This window comes from Mycobacterium sp. 050134 (assembly GCF_036409085.1).
Classification (GTDB): Bacteria; Actinomycetota; Actinomycetes; order Mycobacteriales; family Mycobacteriaceae; genus Mycobacterium.
On the sequence record NZ_JAZGLV010000085.1, the window covers coordinates 1 to 398 of the forward strand.

At 64.6% G+C, this 398-nt stretch carries 1 pseudogene; it reads left to right on the top strand.

The window, feature by feature from the left end:
- Nucleotides 1-398: pseudogene (locus tag SKC42_RS27505) on the top strand (glycosyltransferase); the annotation flags it as partial.

Consider the following 398-nt stretch of genomic DNA (forward strand, 5'->3'; position numbering starts at 1 on the left):
AGCCTGATCGCCGACTCCGACCGCGAGGCCACCGAGCAGTCGATCAACTCGTTTCTGAACTGCTGCCTCGATATGCCACTGTGGCTCGGGCGCATGCTGGTCGTCGACACCGGCCTATCCGCCGATGACCGGGCGCTGCTGGCAGAGCGCTACGCGTTCCTTGAGTTCGTCGATGCCAACCCCGCTGCCGAGCCCGCCGCGCAACTCGCGCAGCTCTCCGCCCAGATCGACCGACGGTTCTGGCTACACCTGGGCCACGGCTGGCAGTTCTTTGCCCCCGACAACTACATGACCCGCCTGATCGCCATCCTCGAAGCCGAACCACAGGTATTACAGGTCGGCATCAACTACGGCGACGCAGCCAAGCTCACCAACACCTGCGCCGCCGAAACCGACGT